The organism is Arthrobacter sp. LAR12-1-1.1 (genome assembly GCF_040676555.1).
Classification (GTDB): domain Bacteria; phylum Actinomycetota; class Actinomycetes; order Actinomycetales; family Micrococcaceae; genus Arthrobacter.
This window is the reverse complement of the sequence record NZ_JBEGIG010000034.1, coordinates 302662-325239: the sequence shown is the minus strand read 5'-3', so window position 1 is coordinate 325239 and position 22578 is coordinate 302662. Positions and strand designations below refer to the sequence as shown.

Sequence of the window (22578 nt, the reverse complement as noted above, 5' to 3'; positions counted from 1 at the left end):
TGACCCGCAGCTGTGGCTGCGGGTCAGTTTGGTTAAGGCTTACGCCGCGTCGGAGACGACCAGGGTTTCCGAGCCCTGGACATGGGCTTTTCCGCTCACGAGCAGCGGTTCGACGACGGCGCGCAGGGCGGTCATCGCGTCGTCCAGTTCCAGCATCACCGGGTGCTGGTAGGCGATCAGGGCCAGAAGATCCCGGACGGCGGCCCGGGCTTGATCCGCGTCGAGCTTGGGTTCGTGTCCGAGGAAGACTTCAGTTGGCCCGGCCGACGCGTCCGCACCGGCACCGTCGGCGTCGGCCCCGGGAATTCCCTGGGCGTAGCTGATGGCGAACCCCTCCAGCCGGCCCTTCCGGCTCGCCGCGATGCCGTGCCCGAAGGCACTGGCCTTGGGCGCCCGCAGCACGATCGCTCCGTGGGCGCCGCTGAGATCATCCAGGAACAAACGCTGCACTGCGGCAACGCTCAGCTCCCCCGGGCTGTCCCAGCCGTGCACGGCCGTGTAGTAGCGTCCCACGACGTCGCTGAGCTCCACCGAGCCCGTGGCCAGGTCTTCGACCTGATCAGTGGCCGCGGACTCCGAACCGTCGCCGAACACCGGCAGCTTGAGCGGCGCCGGGTCAACGACGACGAGGCGGGAGCGCTGGATCGGGGCCAGGCCCGCGGCCTCGGCAAACGCCGCCCCGGGGGTGCCCGGCTCCACTTTGCAGCGCAGTTTGGACACGCCCGACGGCGCCTGGGCGGCCTCGTGCCGCAGCATGGTCAGCAGAGTGGACCCGAGGCCGGCGCGGCGGTGGTCCCGGGCGACCTCGACATACGCCCAGAGCCGTTCCGGGTGCAGCGAGGCCTCGTGGACCACGGCAGCCGCCACGGGAATGGCGACGCCGTCCACGACGTCCTCGGCCACGATGCAGCGGCGCCACGGGGAATTGCCCGAGGGCGCAAGCGTGCCGCGGAACTGTCCGGCCTGGACCGTCTCAGGACCGCCCCAGATCTCCAGCAGCGCGAGGTCGTCGCCCTCCCGCCATTCCCGGTATGCGATGGCCATGATCAGGCGCCGATCAGCCGTGCGGCCAGGTAACCCTCCACCTTGTCCAGGGAAACGCGTTCCTGGCTCATGGTGTCGCGTTCGCGGATGGTGACGGCCTGGTCGTCCAGGGTCTCGAAGTCCACGGTGATGCAGAACGGGGTGCCGATCTCGTCCTGGCGGCGGTAGCGGCGGCCGATGGCGCCGGCGTCGTCAAACTCGATGTTCCAGCTCTTGCGCAGCTGGGCCGCGAGGTCCTTGGCCTTCGGGGACAGGTCCTCGTTGCGGCTCAGCGGCAGCACGGCGGCCTTCACCGGAGCCAGGCGGGGATCGAGCTTGAGCACGGTGCGGATGTCCACGCCGCCCTTGGCGTTGGGGGCCTCGTCCTCGGTGTAGGCATCGATCATGAAGGCCATGAACGAGCGGGTGAGGCCGGCGGCGGGCTCGATCACGTACGGGGTGTAGCGCTCGTTGGTGGCCTGGTTGAAGTAGCTCAGGTCCGCGCCGGAGGCCTTGGCGTGGGTGGAGAGGTCAAAGTCGGTGCGGTTGGCGATGCCCTCGAGCTCGCCCCACTCCGAGCCCTGGAAGCCGAACCGGTATTCGATGTCGGTGGTGCCCTTGGAGTAGTGGCTGAGCTTGTCCAGCGGGTGCTCGAAGAAGCGCAGGTTCTCGTCGCGGATGCCCAGGCCCGTGTACCAGGACATGCGTTCCTTCATCCAGTACTCGTGCCACTGCTCGTCGGTGCCGGGCTCGACGAAGAATTCCATCTCCATCTGCTCGAACTCGCGGGTGCGGAAGATGAAGTTGCCGGGCGTGATCTCGTTGCGGAACGACTTGCCGATCTGGCCGATGCCGAACGGCGGCTTCTTCCGCGAGGTGGTCAGGACGTTGCCGAAGTTCACGAAGATGCCCTGGGCGGTTTCGGGCCGCAGGTAGTGCAGGCCCTCCTCGCTGGCAACGGGGCCGAGGTAGGTCTTGAGCAGGCCGGAGAATTCGTGGGGCTCCGTCCACTGGCCGCGGGTGCCGCAGTTGGCGCAGGCGATGTCCTTGAGGCCGTTCTCGGCCGGACGGCCCTTCTTCTCCTCGTACTCTTCTTCGAGGTGGTCCGCGCGGTAGCGCTTGTGGCAGGACAGGCACTCCACCAGCGGGTCGGAGAAGACATCGACATGGCCGGAAGCTTCCCAGACCTGGCGGGGCAGGATGACGGAGGAATCCAGGCCTACAACGTCTTCGCGGCCGCGGACCACGGACTGCCACCACTGGCGCTTGATGTTTTCCTTGAGCTCGGCGCCGAGCGGCCCGTAGTCCCAGGCAGAACGGGAGCCACCATAGATTTCACCGGCCTGGAAAACGAATCCCCGGCGCTTGGCGAGGGAAATAATCTGGTCAAGGACGGATTTTGCTGCCATGGGAACTCCAATTTTGTACAGGGCCGCTGGGTGCGGTCCGCGGTGTCAGCCCCGGGTCACCGGCTGGTTGCCGGACGGGGGAAACGAGACGGGGGAAACGAACAGTGCGATGCAAACTCCAAGCCTACCGGCCCGCTACCGCTTCAGCGCCCCGCGGGGCCAGGGCAGCGTGGCCAGGATGATGGCGCCGAGCGTCAGCACGGTGCCCAGGACTGTCGGGAGCGCGATCACAGTTCCAGGCACCGGCAGTATCAGGTCCAGTCCGAGGGATCCCAGCAGCTGACCGGCGATCATCCCGAGGCCGGTGACCAGCACGCCCAGGCTGCGGACCAGGAGGGCGCCGATGCCGATGAAGATGCAGCCGAGCGGGCCGCCAAGGTAATACCACCACTGCGCCGGCAGGGGGTTGCCGGCGCCGGCCACCGCGAGTTTGATCAGCCACGCCGCCCACAACAGGGCGGCTCCGGCGATGAAGTTCACCAACGTCGCGGCGATGGGGGTGCCGTAGTGCACGGTGGCTGTGCCGTTCATGGCCTGCTGGAAACTCATCAGGAACCCGGCCAGGAGCGGCAGCAGCACGGGCACAAACAACTGCAGCACGGATTCCCCGGCGCTGAACCTGGGCGAGACCGCCCAGGCGACGGCGGCGACGGTGAGCACGCTGCCCAGCACCCGGATGCCGGTAATGGGCCTCTTCCCCGCCGGTCCGATCCCCATCCGGTCCACCAGCAGGCCGCTGAGGGTCTGTCCCGTCACGGCGGCCACCGTGAAGAGGGCGACGCCGAGCAGTCCCACGGTGAAGGACTGGGCGAAGACGAAGACGGCCCCAATGCAGCCGGCCATCACGTAAAAGGGCGGAAACTGCCGCTCGCGCACGGCCGGCAGGATCCGCGCCAGCCCGGCCCGTCCTTTGGGCAGTGCCAGCGAAATGGCCGTCATCACCACCAGCCCGGTGCTGAAGCTGACGACGGCGGCGCCGATTCCGTCCCCAAGCGCCACCCCGAGGGCGCCGTTGATCCGGCCCTGGACCGGGATGAACAGTCCGGTCGCGACGGCCATGGGAAGGCCCACGATCAGCGGGAGCCGGGGGGTGTGGGTCATTGGTGCCACCTTAGGTCAGGCATCATTGCTTGTATGAGCAATCCAGAATTCGAAGACATCACCATCCGCGACAGCATGATCCGGCTGGGCCAGCTGCTGAAGCTTGCGAATCTGGTGGAAGACGGTGTGGAGGCCGCAGAACTGATCAAGAACGGGCTGGTCAAGGTCAATGGCGAAATCGACGAGCGCCGCGGCCGCCAGCTTCACGACGGCGACACCGTCACCGTGAGCGGCCGGACCGTGCGGATCAGCGCGCCCGCCGCCTCCTAGCCACCCGAGCGCACCTAATTCATGTGGCGCGCCTGACGTCTACGGGCGCACCTACTTCTTGGAGTTGAGCACCACGTGCGTGAGGAACTCCGAGACGTGGCCGATTTCCTGCTGGTTGATGCCGTGCCACATGCCCGTGTAAAGGACCTTGGTGAGCTTCACGTGCTTGCGGACCCAGCCGATGGTGTAGTCAATCTTGTCTGCGGTGATCACCGGGTCCTGCTGGTCCCGGCCCCAGAACAGCGGCACGGTGCCGTCCAGTTCGCCGTCGCGGAAACTGGGGTCCTCGCCGGCGTCGACGACAAACCCTGACAGGCCGACGACGGCGGCGAAGTCAGCCGGCCGCTGCCGCAGCAACGTGGTGGCCATGGCCATGCCCATCGAGAACCCCAGCAGCGTCACCGACGGGTGGTTGGCTTTGACGCCGTCGAGCCAGTCCTGGACATACGCGGCGGCGACCTTGACGGCGTCGAGCGAATAGTCAATGGACGCTGTCAGCGGGAACCAGGTGAAGCCCGGGCCCATGGGAAGCGGGGCGCGCAACGAGGCCACTGCGAAATCCTGCGGGAGCATCTCCGCCAGGCTGAGCAGATCCTGTTCGTTGGCGCCGTAGCCATGCAGCAGGACCAGCAACGGTTTGCCGGCCCGCTCCTGCTCCGGCTTGGACCAAAGAACGACAGGGGCCGGGAGGGCATCAGCGTGAGTCATGGAACCATTCTTACAGTTACCCGGCGGTAACAACCTACGGTGGCGTAGCTTAACGTGAACAGTGCAGGATATGGGGGTGAGCGAAACCGAAGCCATGGAAAATTCACCGGACCCCTCAGCCGACACTGTCGTAACCCACCCGTGGACCCGCTATGTGGCCATGGGCGACTCTTTCACAGAAGGCATCGGCGACCCTGAACCGGCCAGCCCGGGCGGCCACCGGGGCTGGGCAGACCGGGTCGCCGAGGAACTCAGCCGCGGGCACAACGACTTCGCGTACGCCAACCTGGCCGTCCGCGGCCGGCTCCTGCAGCAGATCGTCGACCAGCAGATGGCGCACTGTCTGTCCCTCAAGCCGGATCTCATCACGCTCTCCGCCGGCGGCAACGACCTCATCCGCCCGGGCGGGGATCCGGACGTGCTGGCCGAAAAGCTGGACTCGGTGGTGCAGATCCTGAGCCTGGGCGGCGCCACCGTGGTCCTGTTCAACGGCCCTGACACGGGCTCCACGGTGCTGGGCCGGATCCGCAGCAAGGTGGCCATCTACAACGAGAACCTGCGTACCATCGCCGCGCGCCACGACGCCGTGATCGCGGACATGTGGTCCCTGCGCCAGCTCAATGACCCGCAGATGTGGAATGCTGACCGGCTGCACTTCTCACCGCTGGGCCACCACACCATCGCGGCCATGGTGCTGGACTCGCTGAACGTCGAGCACACCCTCCGGCCCCTCGCCCCCAAACCGCTGCCGCAACGCGGTTGGCGCGAGGCGCGCAGCGGCGACCTTGTGTGGGCCAAGGAGTATTTTGTCCCCTGGGTGGTGCGGCGGCTGCGGCACCGCTCCTCGGGCGACGGCGTGACGGCCAAGCGGCCCCTGGCCGGCCCGGTGTTCGGTCCCGGCGTTCCGCTCGGCTCCGGCGAAGGTCCGCCCGGCGCCGAGGATGCGGTGCGGTCCTGAGCCTGCGGGGCATAAGCTGGAAGAACACTTCTCCGGCCCTATAGATGAGCCCGCAGATGAGAAGGCCCAGCAGCTGAAAGGCCCCATACCGTGAGCAGCATGTTCTTCTGGATCATCGTGTTGTCGTTCCTGATTCCCGTGGCCATGCGCCTCTACCGCAGGTCCGCCCGCGGCCGGAACCAGGGCACGCCGGGGCAATTCGGCGGGTTCCCCGGAAACCAGAACAACCCCGGCAACCAGGGCAACCAGCCGCGGGACGGCTACACACAGCAGGACTACTTTGGTGGCTTCGGCCAGCTGGGCGCCCCGAGGCAGCCGGGACCGGGCAACGAGCCGTACCCCAGTCCCCGGTTCCCCAACCAGCCGTTCCCGAACCAGCCGTACCCCGGTCAGCAGTACCCGGGTCCGGCCGGCTACCAGTCCCCCGTTCCCTACGAGGACAGCCCTGAGTACCTGAACAACCCTCCGCAGCGGCACGAACCGGCGCCGGCAGCCGGACAGCCGCAGACTCCCGAGGTGCCCCAGGCGCCGTCGCCAGCGCAGGGCTACCGTGCCCGCAAGCTGGCCGAACTCGACCAGCAGTACAGCGACGGCAAGCTGTCCATGGAGGACTACATGGCCCAGCGCGCTGAAATCATGAAGGGCTAGGCTCCTGCAGGGCTAGCGAAGTCGACGTCGGCTGCGTTGACCGTTCCGGCCGTCCGCCCGGGAGCCTTGTGGTACTGCCAGTACAAATTGGTGTGGGCCACCACCAGCTCCGGCGGCGGTGCGCCAAATTCGGTCAGGTCCTCGGTGGTGTGGGCGTCGGCGACCAGCGTGACATCGTAGCCGCGGGTGATCGCGCCGTGGAGGGTGGAGCGAATGCACTCGTCGGTCTGCGCACCGGCCAGGAAGAAGCGGCCGATGCCGCGGGCGGCCAGCACGGCCTCCAGGTCGGTCGCCTCGAACGCGTCGCTGTACTCCTTCGCCACGAGCGGCTCTGAATCGCGCCGCGCGAGCTCCGGCACATACTGCCAGCCGTCGCTGCCGCGCGGGAGTTCCTCGCCGTTGTGCTGCACCCAGACGACGTCAACCCCGGCGCCGCGCGCCTTGTCCACGAGGGCGGCGATGGTCGCGACGACGTCGTTACGGCGGTAAGCCTCCGCGACGACGCCGACCTGCATGTCGACGACGAGCAGTGCCGTGTTGGGGCGGTTGATGAGCGTGGTCATGGTGCCTCCCGGATCGTGGCCCTCCCTGCCTGCCTACTCTAATCCCGGAGCCGGAAAGCAACGAGGGGCCACTTGCGGCCCATGATCCGGTGCCGGATGGGCGCGAAGTGACCCCGCGTTGCTTGGAGCGGTGAAGTGTCAGTCGACCTGGGGGAAGCCGAGGTCGATCACCGAGGTGGACGGGTCCGGCCAGCGGGTGGTGACAACCTTGCCGCGGGTGTAGAAGCGGATGCTCTCCGGGCCGTACATGTGGGTGTCGCCGAAGAGGGAGTTCTTCCAGCCGCCGAAGGAGAACGTGCCCACCGGCACCGGGATGGGCACGTTGACGCCCACCATGCCGGCCTCGACGTCGAATTCGAACTGCCGGGCGGCGCCGCCGTCGCGGGTGAAGATCGCCACGCCGTTGCCGAACTCGTTGTCGTTGACCAGCTTCACGGCGTCGGCGTACGTCTCGACACGGACCACCGAGAGGACGGGGCCGAAGATCTCGTCGTCGTAGACCTTCATGCCGGGCTTGACGTGGTCGATCAGGCTCACGCCGATGAAGAAGCCGTTGGAGTCGAATTCGTGCTCGCGGCCGTCCACCACCACGGTGGCGCCTTCGTTGGCCGCGCCGGCAACGTAGGAGGCCACCTTGTCACGGTGCTCGGCTGTGATGAGCGGGCCCATCTGGGAGGCCGGGTCCGTGCCCGGGCCGATGGTTAGCGTGGCCATGCGGGTGCTGATCGCGTCCACCAGTTCATCGGCGATGCTGCCGACGGCGACCAGGACACTGACTGCCATGCAGCGCTCCCCGGCGGAACCGTAGGCGGCCGAGACAGCGGCGTCCGCGGCCATGTTGAGGTCCGCATCGGGCAGGACCACCATGTGGTTCTTCGCGCCTCCCAGGGCCTGGACGCGCTTGCCGTGATCGGCGGCGCGCTGGTAGATGGACTGCGCGATCGGCGTCGAGCCGACAAAGCTGATCGCCTTGACGTCCGGGTGTTCCAGCAGCACGTCCACGGCCTCCTTGTCGCCGTGGACCACGTTGAGCACGCCCGCCGGCAGTCCGGCCTCGGCGAAGATCTGGGCGATGAAGATGGCGGAGGACGGGTCCTTTTCGCTGGGCTTGAGCAACACGGTGTTGCCGCAGGCCAGGGCGCTGCCGATCATCCACAACGGCACCATGGCGGGGAAGTTGAACGGCGTGATGCAGGCGACGACGCCGACCGGCTGGCGGACCGAGTGGACATCGACGCCGCCGGAGACCTGCTCGGAGCGCTCGCCCTTAAGCATGTGGGCCAGCCCGGTGGCGAATTCGATGTTCTCCAGGCCGCGGGTGATTTCACCTTCCGCATCCGAGAGGACCTTGCCGTGCTCGCTGGTCAGCAGGGCCGCCAGTTCGGGCCGGCGCTGCATGAGCAGTTCACGGACCTTGAAGAAAATGCCGGTGCGCTTGGCCAGGCTCGTGGCGCGCCAGCCGGGCAGGGCGGCGCGGGCGGCCGCGACGGCCTCCTCGACGCGGGCGGCGGAGGCCAGGGCGACCTCTTTCTCCTGCTCGCCGGTGGCGGGGTTGAAGACGGGGCCGAAGCGCTCGGCGTCGGAAATCAGGGCGCCGTTGATGTAGTGCGGAATGCGTTCCATGGGGTGGGTCTCTTTCGTGAAGGGCAGGGCCGTGAAGTTGTGGGCCCTGAAGGATTGCGTGCTGTTGGGCAGGGCGCCTAGTTGGCGGGGTCGAGCGTGCCGTCGACGAGCTTGACGATCATCGAGCAGTCCTGGCCGGATTGGCCGGAGTCGATGAGCCGCTGGAAGAGCTGCTGGACGTGCTCGCCGATTTCCAGCGGGGTGCCGGTGTCGCGCGCGGCGCTGATGGCCAGGCCAATGTCTTTGTTGGCCAGCTCCGTGGTGAAGGTCGGGGCGAAGTCGTTGTTGGATGCCGCGGTGGGCACGACACCGGCCACGGGGTACCAGGTGCGCAGCGCCCAGCTGTCGCCGGAGGAGACCGACGCGATGTCCCAGAAGACCTGCTTGTCCAGGCCGAGGCGGTCGGCGAGGACTGCGCCCTCGGCGGTGGAGGCGAGGTTGATGAAGAGCATGAGGTTGTTGCAGATCTTCGCGGCCTGGCCGGTGGTGGCGCCGCCGGTGGGGATGATGTTCGCCGCCATGGGTCGGATGTATTCGGTGGCCTCGGCAACCGCGCCGGCCTCGCCGCCGATCATGAACGTCAAGGTGGCGGCCTTTGCGCCGCTCATGCCGCCCGAGACGGGCGCGTCGACAAAGCGGAAGCCGGCGGCAGCGGCGGCGTCGTGCAGGGCCTGCGCGGAGGCAATATCGATCGTGGAGGAATCCACCAGCAGGGTCCGGGTGTCCGCGTGGGCCAGGACGCCGTCCTCGCCCAGATACACGGCGCGGGCGTGCTCGCCCTTGGGGAGCATGGTGAAGACGACGTCGGCGCCGTCGACGGCCTCGGCGATGCTGCCTGCGGCCTTGACTCCCCCGGCCTCGGCGGCAGCAACGGCTGCGGTGTTGAGATCGAAGCCGCGGACCTCATGTCCGGCGTTCGAGAGGTTGACGGACATGGACCCGCCCATGTTTCCGAGTCCGATCCAGGCGATGACTGCCATGGCTTAAGCTCCTTTGCTTGATGTGCTGCCGGGCGCTCCGGGCTGAAAGCCGAAACCCCGGCATCCCTGTGTCCACCATCACACCCCTGATAGAGTGCAATCAAGGGAAAAAATCACAGATGCCATGTGCACAAATGCACACTGGCGGCGCTGCCTACCCATATCCGTTGACGACACTCGCTGAAGAGGGGACAAAAGTGGACCTGCGCCGGCTTCCGAGCCCCGATGACCTGCTGATCCTGCTGACCGTGGCGCGGTTGGGCCGGTTCAACGCGGTGGCGGAGACGCTCGGCACCACGCACACCACCATCTCCCGCCGCGTCCTGGCCCTGGACAAGCAGCTCGGCGGCCGGACGCTGGAACGCAGCCCGCACGGCTGGGAGCTGACCGAGCTCGGCAGCCAGGCCGTCGCGGCCGCGGAGGCCATCGAGGGCACTCTCGGTGCCCTGTCCAGCAGCATTGCCCGCTCCGGCGACGTGGTCTCCGGCCTTGTCCGGATCAGCACCCCGGACGGCTTCGGCGCCGAATTCCTGGCCCCGGCCCTCGTGCGGCTGCAGCGGGCGAATCCGCTGCTCAACGTTGAGCTGCTCAGCGCCACACGCAAGGTGAGCCAAAACCGCTCCGGCGTGGACCTGGAAGTGGTGGTGGGCAACATGGACACCGCAAACGCCCAGGCCATCTTCCTGAGCAACTATTTCCTCAGGCTGTACGCCAGTCCCGGATATGCCCAGGAGCACGGGCTTCCGGCAACGCTCGACGACGTCCGCCAGCACGGCTTTGTCTCCTACGTGGAATCGGCGCTCCAGGTGGCCGAGCTGGGGCACCGCTCCACGCAGCTGCCGGTGCCGCGGTCCAGCTTCCAGGCCACAAGCGTCTTCGCCCAGCTCGAAGCCGTCCGGCGGGGCGCCGGGATAGGCCTGCTCCCCAACTTCCTGGTGGCCGGAAGCCCCGATTTCCTGCCCGTCCTGCCGGACGACTTCCAGCGCCAGCTGCCCATCTGGGCAGTGGCCAGGCCCGAGTCGCTGCGTTCCGCCCCCGTCCGTGCCGTGCTGGAGGCGATCCGGACCGAGATTGCCGACCGCCAGGCGGTCCTGGCGGGCTGAGCCGCCCTGGCGGGCTGAGCCTGCCGGCACACACGGCAACAGCCCGGGCCCCGCAGTGCGGGGCCCGGGCTGTTGCCGTGTTAGTCCGTTGTTACTTCTTGGTGGCGGCGAGGAGATCGGCCGTGCCACGGGCATCGGCGGCGTCGACGTCGCGCAGGGAGATGCCGCGGGTTTCCTTGAGGAAGAACACGGCCACCATCGTGACCACACAGGCGCCGAGGAGGTAAATCGCCACCGGCGTGGAGGACTTGTACTGGCTCAGCAAGGCGACGGCGATGATCGGAGCCAGCGAACCGGCCACAATCGAGGTGACTTGGTAGCCCAGCGAGACACCGGAGTAGCGCATCCGGGTCGGGAACATTTCGGCCATGAGTGCCGGCTGGCCGGCGTACATGAGCGCGTGGAACAGCAGACCGATGGTGATCGCGGCCAAGATGACGAGGTCGTTCTTGGTGTCCATCATCGGGAAGGCGAAGAAGCCCCACGTGCCGCCGAGGACAGCGCCGGCCATGTAGACCGGTTTGCGGCCGACGTTGTCCGAGAGCTTGCCGACCATCGGGATCACGGCGAAGTGGACCAGGTGCGCAACGAGCAGCAGCAGCAGGATCCGCGAGGTGTCCGTCTGGACAATCACCTTCAGGTAGGTAATGGAGAAGGTGACCACAAGATAGTAGAGGATGTTCTCCGCGAAGCGCAGACCCATGGCGGTGAAGACGCCGCGCGGGTAGCGGCGGAAGACTTCGGCGACGCCGTAGCCCTTGTTCTCAACGGTGACCTCTTTGCGGGCCTCCAGGAAGATCGGGGCGTCCTGGACCTTAGTGCGGATGTAGTAGCCGACGATCACGATCACAGCAGAGAGCCAGAAGGCCACACGCCAGCCCCAGCTGAGGAACTCGGCGGAGGACAGCGTGGCGGACAGGGTGAACAGCACACCGGTGGCCAGCAGGTTGCCCATCGGAACCGCCGACTGCGGCCAGCTTGACCAGAATCCGCGGGACTTGCTCGGGCTGTGCTCGGCAACGAGGAGGACTGCGCCGCCCCACTCACCGCCGACGGCGAAGCCCTGGACGAAGCGCAGGAAGACCAGCAGGGCCGGGGCCCAGTAGCCGATCTGCTGGAAAGTCGGCAGGCAGCCCATCGCGAAGGTGGCAACGCCGACAAGGATGATGCTCAGCTGGAGCAGTTTCTTGCGGCCGAACTTGTCGCCGAAGTGGCCGAAGACGATGCCACCGATGGGGCGGGCAACAAAGCCGACCGCATAGGTGACGAACGCGGCAATGATGCCGTCCAATTCCGAACCGGTATTGGGAAAGAACAGCTTGCCGAAGACAAGGGTGGCGGCGGAGGCGTAGAGGAAGAATTCGTACCACTCAACCACCGTGCCGGCCATGGAGGCCGTGACTACCTTCTTCAGGCCGGACGATTTGACGTCCGTTTCTTCAGCGCGCCTCGCGGCGTTTTCCGTACTCATCGTGACTCCTTCGGTGTCTCCGTCGACACCCTGTGGACCATTGGGCTGAGGACGCCCGTGATGTAGGGCACATGGCGTCATTCCCCATGAGTATGGACGCTCCCGCCCTGAGCATCAACGGCCATTAGTGCAGAGCGCGTCTGCAAAAATGCACAACCGATGTGGTCTAGTGGCCGAAGAAGGCCTCCCGCAGCTGGGCGCTGAGCTGGCCGATTTCGGTCAGGAAGCCGTCGTGGCCGATCGGCGCTTCAATGATGTGCAGTTCCGGGCCGCCCGGCAAGGCCTCGGCCAGTTGACGGGACTGGGCCGGGAAATACAGGCGGTCCGAGTCCACGGCCGCCACCAGGAACTCTGCGGTGGCCGGAGCCAGGGCCTCCCCGAGGCTTCCGCGCCCCCGGCAGACATCGTGGCTCATGAGGGCTTCGGTGATGGCGATGTAGCTGTTCGCGTCAAAGCGCCGGACCAGTTTGCTGCCCTGGTGGTCCAGGTAGCTTTCCACCTGGTAGCGCCCGCGTCCGGCCAGCGACCCGGCTTCCAGGGTCGCCTCGGACTCCTGGGCGTTCCGGCCAAACCGGCCGTCCAGTTCGGCCGCCGAGCGGTAGGTGATGTGCGCGATGCGGCGGGCGAGGGCGAGACCTGCTTCGGGTTCCGGGCCGCCGTAGTAATTTCCGCCGTTGAAATGGGGGTCCTGGCGGATGGCCAGGGTCTGGGCCTGCGCGAAGGCAATCTGTTCGGCCGTGCTGCTGGCGCCGACGGAAATCACGGCGCAGCGCCGGACCCGGCCGGGGAACGTGACGGCCCATTCGAGTGCGCGCGCGCCGCCGAGTGAGCCGCCCAGCACGGCATACCAGCTGCCGATGCCCAGGGCGTCGGCCAGCCGCGCCTCGGCAGCGGCGGTGTCCCGCAGGGTGACGAGCGGGAACCGCGATCCCCAGGGGCGCCCGTCGGGGGCCGGGGTGGAGGGTCCCGTGGAACCGTGGCAGCCGCCCAGGATGTTGATTGAAACGACGAAGTACTTGTCAGTGTCCACGGGAGCCCCGGGTCCGGCGAGCTGTTCCCACCAGCCGGGTTCCTCGCTGTCGCCGCGGGTCACGTGCGTGTCGCCGGTCAGGGCGTGTTCTATGAGGACGGCGTTGGAGGCGTCCGCGTTCAGGGTCCCCCACGTCTCGTAGGCGAGGACCACATCGGGCAGCGGAATCCCTGATTCGAGCTGCAGGTCGCCGATCCGGACGTACTGGACGGTCCCGTCCGGGTTGCGGGATGGCTTGGTTTCGGGAGCACCCGTGCGGGTGACGGCAATCGTCATGTGAGGACCTATCTTCGCGCTTGCCTGCCGTCAGCTGACCGGCAGGCCAGGTCTTCACCCGGGGCACCCCGCCGCAATAGGAGGGTTGCCGGCCAGCAAGCCGGGGCTGTCACTGGCACTCATGACCTGGTACGAGTCTACGAAACAGGGGGCGGAAATCACGAAGATTGTGACTTCCATGTGACAGCCCGGCGGCCGGCCGTCCCGTCGAGGGGACACCGGCCGCCGGCCGCCCTGCTTGCCTAGGCGCCCTTGGCCGCGCGGAATCCGGCGTCGAGGTCCGCGAGGATGTCGTCGATGTGTTCCAGGCCCACCGAAAGCCGCACCAGCCCAGGATTGACGCCGGCGATCGCCTGCTGTTCGGGCGAGAGCTGGCTGTGGGTGGTCGACGCCGGGTGGATTACCAGGGAACGGACATCGCCGATGTTCGCGACGTGCGAGTGCAGTTCGAGCGCATCGACGAACCGCTTGCCGGCCTCGGCTCCCCCGGCGATGTTGAACGCCACGACGGCGCCGGTCCCCTTGGGCCCGTACTTGCGGCCTCGCTCGTACCAGGGGCTGGACGGCAGCCCGGCGTAGGCGACCGATTCGACGTCGTCCCTTGCCTCCAGCCAGTGCGCCACCTTGGTGGCGTTGGCCACGTGGCGTTCGACCCGCAGGCTCAGCGTTTCGATGCCCTGGGCGATGAGGAAGGCGTTGAACGGGGAAACGGCGGAGCCGAGGTCGCGCAGGAGCTGGACGCGGGCCTTGAGGATGTAGGAAAGGTTCGCGCCCAGCGCCCCCTCCGCACCGAGATCGCGGGCGTAAACCAGGCCGTTGTAGGTAGGGTCCGGGGTGTTGAAACCGGGGAACCGCTCCGGGTCCTTGCCGAAGTCGAAGTTGCCGGAGTCCACGATCACGCCGGCGATCGCGGCGCCATGGCCGCCGAGGTACTTGGTGGCGGAGTGGACCACGATGTCCGCGCCCCACTCGATGGGCCGGATCAGGTACGGGGTGGAGAGCGTGTTGTCGACGATCAGCGGCACCCCGGCCTCGTGCGCCACATCGGAGATGCCCTCGATGTCCAGGACGTCCTGGCGGGGGTTGGAGACCACTTCGCCGAAGAACAGCTTGGTGTTGGACCGGACGGCGTCCCGCCACTGGTCCAGGTTGTCCGGGTCCTCCACGAAGGTCACGGAGATGCCGAATTTCTTCAGCGTGTGGGCGAGCAGGTTGTAGGTTCCGCCGTAGAGGCTGGGGCTGGCCACCACATGGTCCCCGGCCTCGGCGACGTTGAGGATCGCGAAGGTCTCCGCGGCCTGGCCGGAGCTGAGCAGCAGGGCCGCGAGGCCGCCTTCCAGGCTGGCCACGCGCTGCTCGACGGCGTCCTGCGTGGGGTTGCCGATCCGGGTGTAGATGGGGGCGAGTTCGGCGAGTGCGAAGCGGTTGGCGGCGCTTTCGGCGCTGGGGAACACGAACGACGTCGTCTGGTAGATGGGCAGGGACCGCGCGCCGGTGGCGCTGTCCGGCTCCTGGCCGGCGTGGATCTGGCGGGTTTCGAAGGACCAGGCGTTGGACATTGATGCTCCTCAAAGGGACCGGGCACAGCACCGGCCAGGGCTTTGGGCCCGGACCGGCACAGGCGCCGCGCTTGCCCTCCGGCGGGCGCCGGACGGCCAGGTCTTCACCCGGGGCACCCCACCGCGATACGAGGGTTGCCGGCCAGCAAGCCGGGGCTGTGCGCTGGCACTCATGACCTGGCTTCAGTGTAGGAATGGCGGCGGAGCCCTGGATAGCTTTGTGACGAAGATGAAGACGGTTGCCGTGGCGGCGCCTCGCGGGACACCGCGCCTGCCGCCGTCGGACATCCCATGACGGTTAGGGGAACCTAAGCTGAGAGGTCCATCACAAAGTGCCAAGATGATGGCATGCGCATGGATCACGTCTCTTACGCCTGTGAACACGATGGCTTGGCAGCCACCACTGAACGTATTGCGTCTGCCCTCGGCGTTGAAGCCGTGAAGGGTGGAGTGCACCCCCGTTTCGGGACACGCAACATGATTATCCCGCTCGCGGGACACAAGTACCTGGAAGTCGTGGAGGTCCTGAACCACCCGGCATCGGACAAGGCCCCGTTCGGCCAGGCAGTCCGGGCACGCTCGGAAGCGGGCGGCGGCTGGATGGGCTGGTGCGTCGAGGTTGACGATCTCGCCCCGTTCGAGGAGCGGCTGGGCCGCGCGGCCGTCAACGGCAACCGGAAGTTTCCGGACGGCCGCGAACTGGTCTGGAAGCAGATCGGCATCCTGGGGCTCATCGCGGACCCCCAAGTGCCCTACATGCTCAAATGGGAGGGCGACCCGGAGCTGCACCCGTCCAACGCCTACGCGAGCGAAGTCAAGATGTCCGCACTGACCATTGCCGGTTCGGCAGCGCGCGTGACGGAATGGCTGGGCGAGCCGGTTGAAAAGCCGCTGGAAGACGTCGCCGTGAACTGGATCGCGCCGCACGGTACTCCGGGCATCCTCTCTGTCACCTTCGAGACAGCCTCCGGAGCGGTCACGATCTAACGCTCCACCTGCCCCACGCTTCGGCCGCCATCTCTTAGGTGCCAACGATGTCACCTAGGAGATGGCGGCCGAGATCATTTAAAGGCCGGCCAGGTACTCAGCCCAGGCCCACGGCCTTGCCGAACAGACTGAATCCCACGAACGCCACGGTGTCCAGGATGGCGTGGGCGATCACGAGCGGCATCACCCGTTTGGTCCGCGTGTAGACCAGCGCGAAGACGACGCCCATTATCGCGTTGCCGATGAACGGCCCGAACCCCTGGTACAGGTGGTAGCTGCCGCGGAGCAGGGCGCTGGCGGCGATGGCCGCCGGCATGCCCCAGCCCAGTTTCCCGAGCCGGTCCAGCAGGTAGCCCACCACAATCACTTCCTCCACGATCCCGTGCCGGATCGCGGACAGGACCAGTACCGGCACGGTCCACCAGTACGGGTCCAGCGCGCTGGGGATGATCGACGTCGTGATCCCCAGCGCCCGGCCGGCGGCGTAGAGTCCCAGGGACGGAATGCCGATGAGCGCGGCGAGCCCCAGCCCCTGCAGGAGGTCCTTGCCGGGCCGGGCGAAGTCGAAGCCGATCTTTCGGAACGCCGAGGTTCCGCGCTCTCCGGCCGGCCAGTGTTCGGTGAGGAAGTAGATCACGAGGGCCACCGGGACCAGCGCGAAGAAGATGTCCAGCATCTGGTAGGTGAGGTCGAAGTATTCGCGCGGGCTCTGCGAACGGTTCAGCGTGGACGTCCCCTGGGCCAGTGGCGCCGTGGTCATCTTGTCCAGCAACTGCACCAGGGAGTAGACCGCGGACTGCCCCAGCGACAGGCCCAGGACAATCAACATTTCGAACCGCAGCCGACGGCGGGAGGGAACCAACATGTTCCTATCTTGCCTGCAGTTGCCGATTGTTTGCTGGTGCCCGCGTGGTGCCGGCCGCGCCGGTGCCACCGGCTTTTTGGGAGCCCTATGCTTGGGGATTATGAGTGCGCCCCGGAAAATCATCATGATCCGGCACGGCCAGTCTGCCGCCAATGCCGATACCTCGATCTACAACCGTGTTCCGGACTACCGGATCCCGTTGACACCCCTGGGCCTGGAGCAGGCCACCGCGGCCGGGGAGGAGGTCCGGCGCCAGCTGGGCGGCCGTCCGGTGTGCGTCTACGTCTCCCCGTACCTGCGCGCCTACCAGACCCTCGAGGCGCTCAACCTCGGTCCCCTCGTGGAGCGGGTGATCGAGGAACCGCGCCTGCGCGAACAGGACTGGGCCAACTTTCAGATCGCCGGCGACATCGAGGACCAGAAGGAGCTCCGCAACGCCTACGGGCACTTCTTCTACCGCTTCCGCGAGGGCGAGTCCGGTTCGGATGTGTACGACAGGATTTCCTCCTTCATGGAAACCCTGCACCGGCACTGGTCGAAGCCCAGCTATGCCCCGAACGCACTGTTCGTGACGCACGGGCTGACCATGCGGCTGTTCTGCATGCGCTGGTTCCACTGGTCCGTGGAATATTTTGAGTCCTTGAACAACCCGGAAAACGCCGAGGTCCGCACCCTGCTGCGCACCTCGCGCGGCAAGTACGAGCTCGACAAGCCGTTCACGCAGTGGGAGGAGAGGCGCGTGGACGAGACCGTCCTCGACGCTCCGCCCATGGTGTTCTAACCGGCTCGAGCCGGATCAGAGAGCCGCCTGGCTAACGGACGGCCTGGCTAACGGACCGGCTGCGCTGCGCCGGCCCGCCACACCGCGTGCGTCAGGGGGATGCCGGGCCGGTAGGCCAGGTGCGTGGCGGAAGGCGCGTTGAGCAGGTGCAGGTCCGCGCGGTGTCCGACGGCGATCGAGCCCACCGCGCGTTCGCCGTCGACGTCCCTCCCGGACTCCCGGCCCAGGGCCAGGGCGCCGCCGTAGGTCGCGGCGCGCACCGCCTCATGGACGCTGAGGCGCATCTGCAGCACGGCGGTGGTGACGCAGAAGGCCATGGAGCTCGTGTAGGACGTGCCGGGGTTGCAGTTGGACGCCAGCGCCAGCTGCACGCCGGCGTCGAGCAGCTCCCGGCCGGGGGCCAGCGGCTGCCGGGTGGAAAGATCGCAGGCCGGAAGGCAGGTGGCCACCGTGCCGCGCTGCCCGGCTCCAGGCGTGCCGTTGCCGCCGCCGTCCCAGCCGGACCAGCTGGCGGCGAGCGCGTCGACGTCCGCAGCAGAAAGGTAGTTCACGTGGTCCACGCTCGCGGCGCCGACTTCCACGGCCAGCCGGACGCCGGGACCCTCCCCGAGCTGGTTGCCGTGGACCCGCAGCCCCAGCCCGGCCGCCTTGCAGGCCAGCAGCACCCGGCGGGACTGGTCCTCGTTGAAGGCGCCCTGCTCGCAGAAGACGTCGGCCCAGCGGACGTAGGGCCTGACCGCGGTGAGCATCGGCCCGCAGACCAGCTCGGTGTAGTCCTCTGCGTCTATCCCGGCGGGAACGAGGTGCGCCCCAAGGTAGGTCACCTCGTCCGCCACGGTAGAGGCGATGCGGGCGCTGCGGGCCTCGTTCTCGAGGTCCAGGCCGTAGCCTGTTTTGGTCTCCAGGTAAGTGGTGCCCTGTGACACGGCCTCCGCGACGCGGCCCATCGCCAGCCGGGTGAGGTCGAAGTCGCTCGTGCTCCGGGTGGCACCGGTGGTCACGGCGATCCCGCCGGCGCTGTAGCTCTCCCCCGCCATCCGGGCCTCGAACTCGGCCGTGCGGTCCCCTGCGAAGATCAGGTGCGTGTGCGAATCGACCCAGCCCGGCAGGAGCGCCCGGCCCCCGGCGTCCACGGCTTCGTCGGCCGCCGGAGCGTCCGCCGCGGGGCCGAGCCAGGAAATCCGCTCCCCCTCGATCACCACCGCCGCGTCGCGGAGGACGCGGTGTTCCGCGTCCTGGGTCATCAGTTCGGCGATATTGGTGATGAGGGTGCTCATGGATCCATTCTTCAGCGCCGGATGGACCAGCGGGTTGCGGCCAGCGCCTCCGCTGTCCGGGATGCCGGACTAGCGTCCCGCGCGGAGGGCACAGCCGGGGCAGCTGCGGCTGCGGCTGCGGATCCCTGGCCGGCCAGGATCAGCCCGGCGGCCAGTTCCGCGATGCCGGATGAGGTCTGGAATCCGTACCCGCCCTGGCCGGCGAGCCAGAAGAATCCGGTGGCCTCGGCGTCGAACCCCACCACGGGGACGCCGTCGGCCGCCTCCGTCCGCAGCCCCGTCCAGGCCGTGCGGACGCCCCGGATCCCGAGTGTGGTGATCGTGTTGAGCCGGGCGACGAGCCGTTCGATGTCGCCGGGATAGGGCCGGGCGTCCTCGGGCCCGCTGGGCACGTGTTCGGCGGGCGAGATCAGGACCTGGCCGTCGTCGGGCCGGAAATAGAAGCTGTCATCGGCCGCCGCCACCATCGGGCAGGCCTCCGGGAGGGGATTCTCAACGTCGACGATCGCCGCGGTGCGCCGGTACGGCTGCAGGCCCAGCTTCTCGACGCCGCTGAGGACGGCGAGTTCGTCTGCCCAGGCGCCGGCGGCGTTGACCACGACGGCGGACTGGAAGCCTTCCTGCCCGGCACCCAGTTCCCAGCCGGTGCCGAGCCGCTGGGCCGAATGGACCCTGGCGCCGGTGATGATGTCCACGCCGCCGGCCTCGGCACGGCGCCGGTGGTCCTCGAGCAGGACGGGGGCGTTGCAGGCGAAGGATCCCGTGTCCAGGCCGGCGGCGCTGAAGGATTCCGGGACAAGGGCGGGGCACAGCTCCAGCGCCTCGGCGTGGGTGATGGGGCGCATGTGGCCGCTGGCCTCCGCCCGGACGGTGGCGTCGTCCCCGATCAGCATGAAGCTGCGCGGCGTGAGCACCGGTTCCGGACGTTCGGCGTCCTGGGCCGCGATGAGGTCCAGGGTCCGGACGGTCAGTTCCTGGACCACGGGCGGGCCGTAGCTGGGAATCAGTTGCCGGGCCGAGCGGGCCGAGGTGTGGTAGGCCAGGGTCTGCTCGGCTTCGATCAGGGCCACGCTGCATTGCCCGGCCAGGGTGGAGGCAAGGGACAGGCCGGCGATACCGCCGCCGACAATTACGACATCGTAATGAGCTGACATGGTCCCATCCTTGCAGATTGTGGCGTCAGGCCGCTCCAACACCTGCGCCAGCGCGGCCGCGTGCCGGCCCGGGACATGCCCTTCCCCGGTCCGCACGACTGGACATGTCCCTCGTTGCCGCGTGCCGGCCCGGGACATGCCCTTCCCCGGTCCGCATCGCTGGACATGTCCCTCGTTGCCGCATGCCGGCCCGGGACATGCCCTTCGTTGGTCGTGGCCGTTGGACGAAGTGGCATTATGTCCAGTCCTCGCTGCCGGAGCTGGGCATGTCCCGCGGATAAGCCAGTGGAGGAAGCCTGGATGAACGAGCACGGCCGGGGCAGGCCGGACCCCTGGAGTGAGACCGGACCCCGTGCTGAACTGGGGCCCGGCCTCAGGGATCAGCCGCCCTAGGCTGCGGCCACCGCCGCGCGGCTGCGCACGAATGCCTGGACGCAGGCCTCGACGTCGTCCGTGCTGTGCGCGGCCGAAAGCTGGACGCGGATCCGCGCGGCGCCCTTGGGCACCACTGGGTAGCTGAACGCCGTGACGAAGACGCCGTTGTGGAGCATGGCGTCGGCCACCTTGGCCGCCATGACGGCGTCGCCGAACATTACCGGGACAATCGCGTGCTCGCCGGGGAGCAAGTCGAAGCCTTCCTCGCTCATGCGGTTCCGGAAGAGCTCCGCGTTCGCGAAGAGCTTGCCGCGCAGTTCGCCGGAGTTTTCCACGAGGTCCAAGGCTTTGAGCGTGGCCGCGACGATCGCCGGGGCCAGCGAGTTGGAGAACAGGTACGGGCGGGCCTTCTGGCGGAGCATGGCGATGACTTCACTGCGGCCGGAGACGTAGCCGCCGGACGCGCCGCCGAGTGCCTTGCCGAACGTGCCGGTGTAGATGTCCACGCGGTCTGAGACGCCGGCGTGTTCCGGCGTGCCGGCACCGGTGGCGCCCATGAAGCCCACCGCGTGGGAGTCGTCCACCATGACCAGGGCGTCGTACTTTTCGGCGAGGTCGCAGATCGCTTCGAGCGGGGCCAGGAAGCCGTCCATCGAGAAGACGCCGTCGGTGACGATGATCTTGCGGCGCGCCGGGTTCTCCTGCGTGCTGGCCGCGATCAGCTTCGCCTCAAGGTCCGCCATGTCCTGGTTGGCGTAGCGGAAGCGCTGGGCCTTGCAGAGCCGGATGCCGTCAATGATGGAGGCATGGTTCAGGGCGTCGGAGATGACGGCGTCTTCCGGGCCGAAGAGGGACTCGAACACGCCGCCGTTGGCGTCGAAGCAGCTGGAGAACAGGATGGTGTCTTCAGTGCCGAGGAACGCCGAGACGCGCTGCTCCAGTGCCAGGTGCAGGTCCTGGGTGCCGCAGATGAAGCGCACGCTGGCCATGCCGAAGCCGCGGGTGTCCATCGCGGTCTTCGCCGCGGCAATGATGTCCGGGTGGTCGGCGAGGCCCAGGTAGTTGTTGGCGCAGAAGTTCAGCACGTCGGCGCCGGACTCGCCGATCTGCCCGGCCTTGATGCGGTTGGCCTGCGGCGAGTCGATGTGCCGCTCGGTCTTGAACAGTCCGGCGCTGCGGATCTCATCGAGTTCGTGCTGCAGCTGGTCCTTGATGGCGGAATACATGGGTTGGCTCCTCGGCTGGTTGGATGCGGGGGCAAATGCTGTGCGTGGAAGGCGGTGTCTGGCAGGGGGGTTCTGAAAAGCGGCGGGCCTAGAAAACGGTCCAGTCGAGGACCACCTTGCCGCCGACTCCGGCGCGGGCCACCTCGAAACCCTTTTCCCAGTCGGTGGCCGGCAGCGTGTCCGTGACTACGGCCGAAATGTTCGCGTGCAGGACCGGGTTGGAGGAGAGGATGGCGCTCATCGCGTACCAGGTCTCGAACATTTCGCGGCCGTAGATGCCCTTCATGGTCAGCATGTGCGTGACCACCTTGCCCCAGTTGATGTCGATGGACTGGCTGGGCAGTCCCAGCATTGCGATCCGGCCGCCGTGGTTCATGTTGTCGATCATCTCAGGCAGCGCGGTGGGGTGTCCCGACATTTCCATGCCGATGTCGAAGCCTTCGCGCATGCCGAGTTCGCGCTGGGCGTCCTTGACCCGCATCTTCGAGACGTCGATCGCGAGGTCGACGCCGAGCCTGCGGGCCAGTTCCAGCCGCGGCGCGGAGACGTCGGTGATCGCGATCTTCCGCGCCCCGGCGTGCCGGGCGACGGCGATCGCCATCAGGCCGATGGGCCCGGCCCCGGTGATCAGGACGTCCTCACCGACGAGCGGGAAGCTCAGGGCGGTGTGGACGGCGTTGCCGAAGGGGTCGAAGATGGCGCCGAGTTCCGGCGTGACGGAGGGGTCCTGGTGAACCCAGACGTTGGTCTCGGGGATCACCACGAACTCGGCGAAGGCGCCGTCGCGCTGGACGCCGACGCTGACGGTGTTGATGCACATCTGCCGCCGGCCGGCACGGCAGTTGCGGCAGATGCCGCAGACGATGTGGCCTTCACCGGAGACCCGGTCCCCCACCTTGACGTCCAGGACGTCCTCGCCGGTCTCCACCACCTCGCCGTAGAACTCGTGGCCGGCGATCAGGGGGGCGTTGATGATGCCCTGCGCCCAGGCGTCCCAGGCCTGGATGTGCAGGTCGGTGCCGCAGATGCCGGTGGTCATGACGCGGATCTTGACGTCGCCGGGGCCGGTCTTCGGCTCGGGACGGTCGACGAGCTCGAACCCTGCGTGGGCGCCGGCCTTGTAGAGAGCCTTCATGGGCCTTCCTAACTGTGCTTTTGTGGGACAACTCACCCCATTAGACCCATCAGAAA

At 67.7% G+C, this 22578-nt stretch carries 21 protein-coding genes and 2 riboswitches; of the genes, 6 read left to right on the top strand and 15 right to left on the bottom strand.

Features of this window, described 5'->3' with window-relative positions; translation table 11 throughout:
* Nucleotides 1–39: 39 nt before the first annotated feature.
* From MRBLAR12_RS17540 to MRBLAR12_RS17530, 3 genes are all read right to left on the bottom strand, one after another.
* Complete coding sequence (locus MRBLAR12_RS17540) at nt 40–1044, bottom strand: GNAT family N-acetyltransferase (RefSeq protein ID WP_364747329.1); 1005 nt, start codon at nt 1042–1044, stop codon at nt 40–42.
* Between the two features lie 2 nt (nt 1045–1046).
* Entirely contained in the window at nt 1047–2432 is a 1386-nt protein-coding gene (locus tag MRBLAR12_RS17535) for a glycine--tRNA ligase (RefSeq protein WP_229993749.1), read from the bottom strand.
* A 135-nt stretch (nt 2433–2567) separates the two neighbouring features.
* Nucleotides 2568–3533, bottom strand: coding sequence for a DMT family transporter (locus MRBLAR12_RS17530; protein WP_229993750.1), 966 nt, complete (start codon nt 3531–3533; stop codon nt 2568–2570).
* A gap of 33 nt (nt 3534–3566) precedes the next feature.
* On the opposite strand from MRBLAR12_RS17530, the gene MRBLAR12_RS17525 reads away from it, so the two are divergent.
* The gene (locus MRBLAR12_RS17525) at nt 3567–3803 is read left to right on the top strand and encodes an RNA-binding S4 domain-containing protein (RefSeq protein ID WP_229993751.1); all 237 of its coding nucleotides are present in this window, start codon (nt 3567–3569) and stop codon (nt 3801–3803) included.
* Nucleotides 3804–3854: 51 nt separating this feature from the next.
* Here MRBLAR12_RS17525 and MRBLAR12_RS17520 read toward each other — a convergent pair whose 3' ends face one another.
* Nucleotides 3855–4511 carry an alpha/beta hydrolase gene (locus tag MRBLAR12_RS17520; protein WP_364747326.1) on the bottom strand — a complete coding sequence of 219 codons (657 nt, stop codon included), beginning with the start codon at nt 4509–4511 and terminating at the stop codon, nt 3855–3857.
* Nucleotides 4512–4605: 94 nt separating this feature from the next.
* On the opposite strand from MRBLAR12_RS17520, the gene MRBLAR12_RS17515 reads away from it, so the two are divergent.
* Together MRBLAR12_RS17515 and MRBLAR12_RS17510 are read left to right on the top strand one after the other, a co-directional pair.
* Complete coding sequence (locus tag MRBLAR12_RS17515) at nt 4606–5469, top strand: SGNH/GDSL hydrolase family protein (protein WP_229993785.1); 864 nt, start codon at nt 4606–4608, stop codon at nt 5467–5469.
* Nucleotides 5470–5568: 99 nt separating this feature from the next.
* Nucleotides 5569–6117: a hypothetical protein gene (locus MRBLAR12_RS17510; RefSeq protein WP_229993786.1), complete on the top strand. Its 549-nt coding sequence runs from the start codon at nt 5569–5571 to the stop codon at nt 6115–6117.
* Here the strand turns inward: MRBLAR12_RS17510 and MRBLAR12_RS17505 are convergent.
* From MRBLAR12_RS17505 to mmsB, 3 genes are all read right to left on the bottom strand, one after another.
* A complete protein-coding gene (locus tag MRBLAR12_RS17505) occupies nt 6114–6680 on the bottom strand; it encodes an isochorismatase family protein (protein ID WP_229993753.1) in 567 nt (188 codons plus the stop codon). The genes MRBLAR12_RS17510 and MRBLAR12_RS17505 overlap by 4 nt on opposite strands.
* Before the next feature lie 138 nt (nt 6681–6818).
* On the bottom strand, nt 6819–8303 hold the full coding sequence (locus tag MRBLAR12_RS17500) for a CoA-acylating methylmalonate-semialdehyde dehydrogenase (RefSeq protein WP_229993754.1): 1485 nt from the start codon (nt 8301–8303) through the stop codon (nt 6819–6821).
* A gap of 77 nt (nt 8304–8380) precedes the next feature.
* The gene (gene mmsB, locus MRBLAR12_RS17495; protein WP_229993755.1) at nt 8381–9283 is read right to left on the bottom strand and encodes a 3-hydroxyisobutyrate dehydrogenase; all 903 of its coding nucleotides are present in this window, start codon (nt 9281–9283) and stop codon (nt 8381–8383) included.
* A 203-nt stretch (nt 9284–9486) separates the two neighbouring features.
* On the opposite strand from mmsB, the gene MRBLAR12_RS17490 reads away from it, so the two are divergent.
* Nucleotides 9487–10386 carry a LysR family transcriptional regulator gene (locus MRBLAR12_RS17490; protein ID WP_229993787.1) on the top strand — a complete coding sequence of 300 codons (900 nt, stop codon included), beginning with the start codon at nt 9487–9489 and terminating at the stop codon, nt 10384–10386.
* 91 nt (nt 10387–10477) lie between these two features.
* Here the strand turns inward: MRBLAR12_RS17490 and MRBLAR12_RS17485 are convergent, their stop codons facing one another.
* From MRBLAR12_RS17485 to MRBLAR12_RS17475, 3 genes are all read right to left on the bottom strand, one after another.
* The gene (locus MRBLAR12_RS17485; protein WP_364747323.1) at nt 10478–11857 is read right to left on the bottom strand and encodes an MFS transporter; all 1380 of its coding nucleotides are present in this window, start codon (nt 11855–11857) and stop codon (nt 10478–10480) included.
* Nucleotides 11858–12023: 166 nt separating this feature from the next.
* Complete coding sequence (metX, locus tag MRBLAR12_RS17480; protein WP_229993757.1) at nt 12024–13163, bottom strand: homoserine O-acetyltransferase MetX; 1140 nt, start codon at nt 13161–13163, stop codon at nt 12024–12026.
* Between the two features lie 11 nt (nt 13164–13174).
* A riboswitch (SAM riboswitch) is annotated at nt 13175–13290 on the bottom strand.
* Between the two features lie 115 nt (nt 13291–13405).
* Nucleotides 13406–14722, bottom strand: coding sequence for a bifunctional o-acetylhomoserine/o-acetylserine sulfhydrylase (locus MRBLAR12_RS17475; protein WP_229993758.1), 1317 nt, complete (start codon nt 14720–14722; stop codon nt 13406–13408).
* Between the two features lie 62 nt (nt 14723–14784).
* Nucleotides 14785–14900, bottom strand: a riboswitch (SAM riboswitch).
* Nucleotides 14901–15070: 170 nt separating this feature from the next.
* Here MRBLAR12_RS17475 and MRBLAR12_RS17470 point away from each other — a divergent pair.
* Nucleotides 15071–15709 carry a VOC family protein gene (locus MRBLAR12_RS17470; protein ID WP_229993759.1) on the top strand — a complete coding sequence of 213 codons (639 nt, stop codon included), beginning with the start codon at nt 15071–15073 and terminating at the stop codon, nt 15707–15709.
* A gap of 97 nt (nt 15710–15806) precedes the next feature.
* Here MRBLAR12_RS17470 and MRBLAR12_RS17465 read toward each other — a convergent pair whose 3' ends face one another.
* Nucleotides 15807–16574 carry a CPBP family intramembrane glutamic endopeptidase gene (locus tag MRBLAR12_RS17465; protein WP_229993760.1) on the bottom strand — a complete coding sequence of 256 codons (768 nt, stop codon included), beginning with the start codon at nt 16572–16574 and terminating at the stop codon, nt 15807–15809.
* Nucleotides 16575–16674: 100 nt separating this feature from the next.
* On the opposite strand from MRBLAR12_RS17465, the gene MRBLAR12_RS17460 reads away from it, so the two are divergent.
* Nucleotides 16675–17355 carry a histidine phosphatase family protein gene (locus MRBLAR12_RS17460; RefSeq protein ID WP_229993761.1) on the top strand — a complete coding sequence of 227 codons (681 nt, stop codon included), beginning with the start codon at nt 16675–16677 and terminating at the stop codon, nt 17353–17355.
* A 47-nt stretch (nt 17356–17402) separates the two neighbouring features.
* Here MRBLAR12_RS17460 and MRBLAR12_RS17455 read toward each other — a convergent pair whose 3' ends face one another.
* From MRBLAR12_RS17455 to tdh, 4 genes are all read right to left on the bottom strand, one after another.
* Complete coding sequence (locus MRBLAR12_RS17455) at nt 17403–18632, bottom strand: amidohydrolase family protein (RefSeq protein WP_229993762.1); 1230 nt, start codon at nt 18630–18632, stop codon at nt 17403–17405.
* Nucleotides 18633–18643: 11 nt separating this feature from the next.
* Nucleotides 18644–19786, bottom strand: a complete 1143-nt coding sequence (locus MRBLAR12_RS17450; RefSeq protein ID WP_364747319.1) for an NAD(P)/FAD-dependent oxidoreductase — start codon at nt 19784–19786, stop codon at nt 18644–18646.
* A gap of 389 nt (nt 19787–20175) precedes the next feature.
* Nucleotides 20176–21387, bottom strand: coding sequence for a glycine C-acetyltransferase (locus MRBLAR12_RS17445; protein ID WP_229993764.1), 1212 nt, complete (start codon nt 21385–21387; stop codon nt 20176–20178).
* An 88-nt stretch (nt 21388–21475) separates the two neighbouring features.
* Nucleotides 21476–22522 carry an L-threonine 3-dehydrogenase gene (gene tdh, locus MRBLAR12_RS17440; RefSeq protein WP_229993765.1) on the bottom strand — a complete coding sequence of 349 codons (1047 nt, stop codon included), beginning with the start codon at nt 22520–22522 and terminating at the stop codon, nt 21476–21478.
* Nucleotides 22523–22578: the final 56 nt, after the last annotated feature.